Annotated in this window: 2 protein-coding genes; both read left to right on the top strand. The window is 71.4% G+C overall.

What is annotated here, in order from left to right:
* Nucleotides 1–2,341, top strand: a 2,341-nt coding sequence (locus D1643_RS11890; RefSeq protein ID WP_236643535.1) for a hypothetical protein, incomplete at its 5' end; no start/stop codon positions are given.
* A 406-nt stretch (nucleotides 2,342–2,747) separates the two neighbouring features.
* Nucleotides 2,748–4,427, top strand: coding sequence for an energy-dependent translational throttle protein EttA (gene ettA, locus D1643_RS09735; protein ID WP_160710438.1), 1,680 nt, complete (start codon nucleotides 2,748–2,750; stop codon nucleotides 4,425–4,427).
* Nucleotides 4,428–5,024 lie beyond the last annotated feature (597 nt).

Here is a 5,024-nt window from a genome sequence, read left to right as displayed (position 1 = left end):
CGGGAAGGCGGCGCCAGGCGCGTGGGACGGGGGCGCCGCCGCGTTCGACGATGCGGGCGCGCCGCCGCCGCGCGAGGTGCGGGCCCGGTTCGCGCGCATCGAGGCGACCGAGGGCGCGGAGGCGGCCGTGCGCTACCTCTACGAGCTGGAGCGCGCGTGCGGCTACCTTAACGAGGCCGCCGTCGCCCGTACCATCCGCTGGACGTCCGACGCCCCCTGCGGCCCGCTCGAGATAACCATCAACCTTGCCAAGCCCGAGAAGGATCCCCGGGCCATAGCCGCCGCCTACCGTTCCGCCCAGACTGCCTGCCCTGACTCGGCCTGCGACGTGCTGCCCGCTGCCCGCCTCGTAAGCGGGTCGCCCTCGGCCGCCGCATCTGCGTGCGCTGCGCCCGAGGTCGTCGCGTGCGCTGCGTCTGACGCGCCCGAGGCCGCCGCGCCCGCCGCTGGCTCTGCCGCGCCCGCGCGCTCCCCGTCTGAAGGCGCCGAGCCCCTCGGCTCCTCGCTCGAGAGCGCTCCGCGCGCCGCGGCCCTGCCGGCAAGCGCGCTTCCCGCCACATGGCGCGCGGGCGATCTGCCCGCGCCCGCCGCATCTGCGAACGCCGCACCCCCGGCCGGCCCGCTCGCGAGCGTTGCGTCCTCGTGTCTCCCGCCTGTCGGCGCTTCTTCCGCGAGCGTCGATCTCCCGCCCGCGAGTGCGCCGCTCTCGGCCGCCGCATCCGGCGGCGCCCTCTTCGCGGGCGTCCGGTTCCCCGCCGGCTCGCCCGGGGGCGCTGCCGCCTCGCTCGCGAGCGTTGCGTCCCCATGTCTCCCGCCTGTCGGCGCTTCTTCCGCTAGCGCCGATCTCCCGCCCGGGGGCGCGCCGTCCTCAGCCGCCGCATCCGACGGCGCCCCCTTCGCGGGCGTCCGGTTCCCCGCCGCCCTGCTCGCGAGCGCGCCGTCTTCGGCCGCCGCGCCTCGCCACTCCCTCTCTTCGGGCCCCCGACGCGCCGTCCACGAGCCGCTTTGCGACCTGTGCTGGGAGAACGAGGGATGGCCGGGCAGCGCTAACCGTCCCGCCAAGCCGGGGCTGCGCATCGTGCCCGTCGAGCTGGGCGGGGAGCGCTGGGGACTCCAGTTCTCGCCCTACGCCTACTTCCCCGAGCACTGCATCGCGCTCTGCGCCGAGCATCGCCCCATGCGGGTGGACGCGGCGGCCGTCGCGCGCCTGCTCGACTTCGCCGACCGGTTCCCGTTCTACTTCATCGGCTCGAACGCGGGGCTGCCGGTGGTGGGAGGATCCATTCTCTGCCACGATCACTTCCAAGGTGGCCGATACGAGTTCCCCCTGATGAGAGCCTCAATCGCGCAAGAGATGACCCTTGAGGGCCTGCCGGCGGTGCGCGCCGGCGTCGTGGACTGGCCGGCGAGCGTGCTGCGCCTCGCGTCGCCTGGCCGCGCATCGATCCTGGCGGGTGCGGAGCGCGTCATCGCCGCCTGGGAGCGCTTCGACGACGAGCCCGCCGGCATATTCTCCCGCACTGACGCGCCGCACAACGCCGTGAGCCCCATCCTGCGCCGGCTGCCGGCGGCGGGCGGGTGGGCGCGCGCCGGGTTTGCGGAGGCGGGCGTGCTGGCAGGCCGGGGTGCTGCGGCCTGCGCTATTCCCGTTGCCGGGGAAAGCCTGATCGGCGGGGTGGGCGCCTTGGGTGGAGCTCCGCGCGTCGCCGCCAGCGGGCCTTTGCCGGCATGCGACGCCGGCGGGCCCGTCCGAGGGGCCGCTCCCTCGCTTTACGTGCTCGACCTGGTGCTGCGCAACAACCGTACGACGCCGGAGCGACCCTTCGGCCTCTTCCATCCGGACGAGTCGCTCTTCCACATCAAGCGCGAGAACATCGGGCTCATCGAGGTCATGGGCCGCGCCATCCTGCCGCCGCGGCTGGCGCGTGAGCTGCCCGTCGTCCAGCAGGCGCTCTGGGATGCTGCGCTGTCGGGGGAGGCGCCGGCCGCCCTGCAAGAGCGCCTCGCCGCCGACCCGCTGACGGCCGCCCACGCCCCCTGGGCCGCCGCCGTTCTCGCACGCCGGCGCGCCGATCTCGCCGCCGAGGCCGCAGCCCGTGCCGCTGCTGGATGCGCTGGCCTCGACCCCATCGCCCCGAGCCCCGCCGGCTCCGCCGCCGAGGCCGCTCCTGCTCGCGCCTCCTCCGCATCCGGCCCCCTCGCGCCCGTCGTGCGTGACGAGGTCGCCCAGGTCTTCCACCAGGTGCTTCAGGCCACTGCCGTCTTCAAGCCCGACTCTGCCGGTCGCCGCGCCCGCGCCCGCTTCCTCGCCAGCCTCGGAGCCCATCCGGCGCGCTCCTAGCGCCTCGCTCAAAGGCCGTGCGACCACCGCCGACCTGGACGAACGCACCTGCCGCCTCTCCCAACCGCCCAAAAAGGCGCCACCCCCTCGGATAGCTCGCCTTTTTTTGCCGCGAACCGCGTCCGCCATGCAACTCCTCACCTCTTTTGTGGCCATTTGCTTCGAAATTCCGAGGCAAGCGCGTCCCCTTCGTGCCATTTTGCGGCACGTCGAGCCATTGCTTTTTCGCCGACCTGGTGAAACGCCGTCGCAGGCCGACACCAGACTGGCGCCTGCCTCGGAATTTCGAAGCAAATGGCCAAAATCCGCCGATTCTCGCGCACGGCCCGCCCTGCGCTGGCGTTAACCCCGTGCCCATGCGACAATACCCAGGTTCATACCCAACTCGAAACCAGGAGCAACCGAAGTGGCAGAGTTCATCTATCAAATGTACAAGGCGCGCAAGGCGGTGGGCGACAAGGTCATCCTCGACGACGTGACGCTGTCGTTCTACCCCGGCGCCAAGATCGGCGTGGTAGGCCCCAACGGCATGGGCAAGTCCACGCTGCTCAAGGTCATGGCCGGCCTGGAGGAGGTCTCCAACGGCGACGCCCGGCTCACGCCTGGCTACTCGGTGGGCATCCTCATGCAGGAGCCGGCCCTCGACGAGAACGCCACGGTCATCGAGAACATCCGCCAGGCGTTCGGCGAGGTGCTCGCCAAGGTGGAGCGCTTCAACCAGATCGGCGAGGAGATGGCCGCGCCCGATGCGGACTTCGACAAGCTCATGGACGAGATGGGCAAGCTGCAAGACGAGATCGACGCGGCCAACGGCTGGGACATCGACTCGCAGCTCTCCCAGGCTATGGACGCCCTGCAGTGTCCCGACCCCGACGCGCCCGTGACCATCCTCTCCGGCGGCGAGCGGCGCCGCGTGGCGCTCTGCCGCCTGCTGCTCGAGGCCCCCGACCTGCTGCTGCTCGACGAGCCCACCAACCACCTGGACGCCGAGTCGGTGCTGTGGCTCGAGCAGTTCCTCAAGAACTACCCGGGTGCCGTGCTCGCCGTCACCCACGACCGCTACTTCCTCGACAACGTGGCCGAGTGGATATGCGAGGTGGATCGCGGGCAGCTGTTCCCCTACAAGGGCAACTACTCCACCTACCTGGAGACCAAGGCCGCGCGCATCGCCGCCCAAGGCCAGGCCCAGGCCAAGCTGGCCAAGCGCATGGAGAAGGAGCTGGAATGGGTGCGCTCCTCCCCGAAGGCCCGCCAAGCCAAGTCCAAGGCGCGCCTTGAGCGCTACGAGCAGATGGTGGCCGAGGCCAGCGCTGCGAAGAAGCTCGACTTCGCCGACATCACCATTCCCGTCGGGCCGCGCCTGGGCTCGAAGGTGCTCGTGGCCGAGCACCTGCACAAGGAGTTCGACGGCCGCGTGCTCATCGACGATCTGTCCTTCGAGCTGCCGCGCAACGGCATCGTGGGCGTCATCGGCCCCAACGGCGTGGGCAAGACCACCCTGTTCAAGACCATCGTCGGACTGGAGCCGCTCTCCGGCGGCACGCTTGAGCTCGGCGAGACGGTGAAGATCTCCTACGTCGACCAGAACCGCGCCGGCATCGATCCGAACACGCGCCTGTGGGAGGTGGTCTCCGGCGGCACCGACTACATGATGGTGGGCGAGCAGGAGATCCCGAGCCGCGCCTACGTGGCCGCCTTCGGCTTCAAGGGCGCCGACCAGCAGAAGCCCGCCGGCGTGCTGTCGGGCGGCGAGCGCAACCGATTGAACCTGGCCCTCACCCTCAAGGAGGGCGGCAATCTGCTGCTCCTGGACGAGCCCACCAACGACCTGGACGTGGAGACGCTGTCCAGCCTGGAGGCGGCCCTGCTCGACTTCCCCGGCTGCTCGGTGGTCGTCAGCCACGACCGCATGTTCCTCGACCGCATTGCCACCCACATCCTGGCGTGGGAGGGCGACGACGAGAACCCCGGCCGCTGGCACTTCTTCGAGGGCAACTTCGAGAGCTACCAGGCCGACCGCGAGGCGCGCCTCGGCAAGGAGGCCGCCAAGCCGCATCGCCTCCACCGCAAGCTGACCCGCGACTAAGGCGAGGGGGCGCTGCGTGGCGTGGCGCGAAGGAGAATCCGTGTGAGAGGAGGGCTGCCCGAGGGCGGCCCTCCTCGCGTAAGGGGCGAAGAGCTGGCGAAGGGGCCGGGGGAGCGGGGGCGCGGTTGGCGTGGGGCCCGCAGGCGGATAGGCGTGGGGCGGGCGGACGGCGGCGCGGCTGGTGCGCGGGTCGCGGGCGGGTAGGCGTGGGGGGGCAGGCGGAGGTCGGGGAGTGGGCCGCAGCTGCAGAAGCGGCGCGCAAAATGGCCAAAAATGACGACCTGACGACAAACGCGGCTGATCTCTAGCGGATTCCGAGCCGAAACCCCCAGGTCGCGAGCGGCTCTCTCCGTAACGACAGCGCCAAGGGGGGAAATCGAAGCGCAGAATCGCCGTATCGTGTCGTCAGGTCGTCATTTTTGGCCATTTTGCAGGGGAAGCTGCGCGAGGGGGGTAGGGAGGCGGATGGGCGGCGGGTAGGCCAACGGCATGCGAGCAGGGCGGGGACTGCAGGCGTGCGGCGGCCCGCGGCGGGGCGGGCGCAGTGACGGCAGGCGCGCGGGCGGCAGGTGCGAGGGCCGCGGGCGGCGGGCGGGT

The organism is Enterorhabdus sp. P55, assembly GCF_009911695.1.
Lineage (GTDB): Bacteria > Actinomycetota > Coriobacteriia > Coriobacteriales > Eggerthellaceae > Enterorhabdus.
Note: the sequence above shows the minus strand (reverse complement) of the source record. Positions and strands in the feature narration are given on the sequence as shown.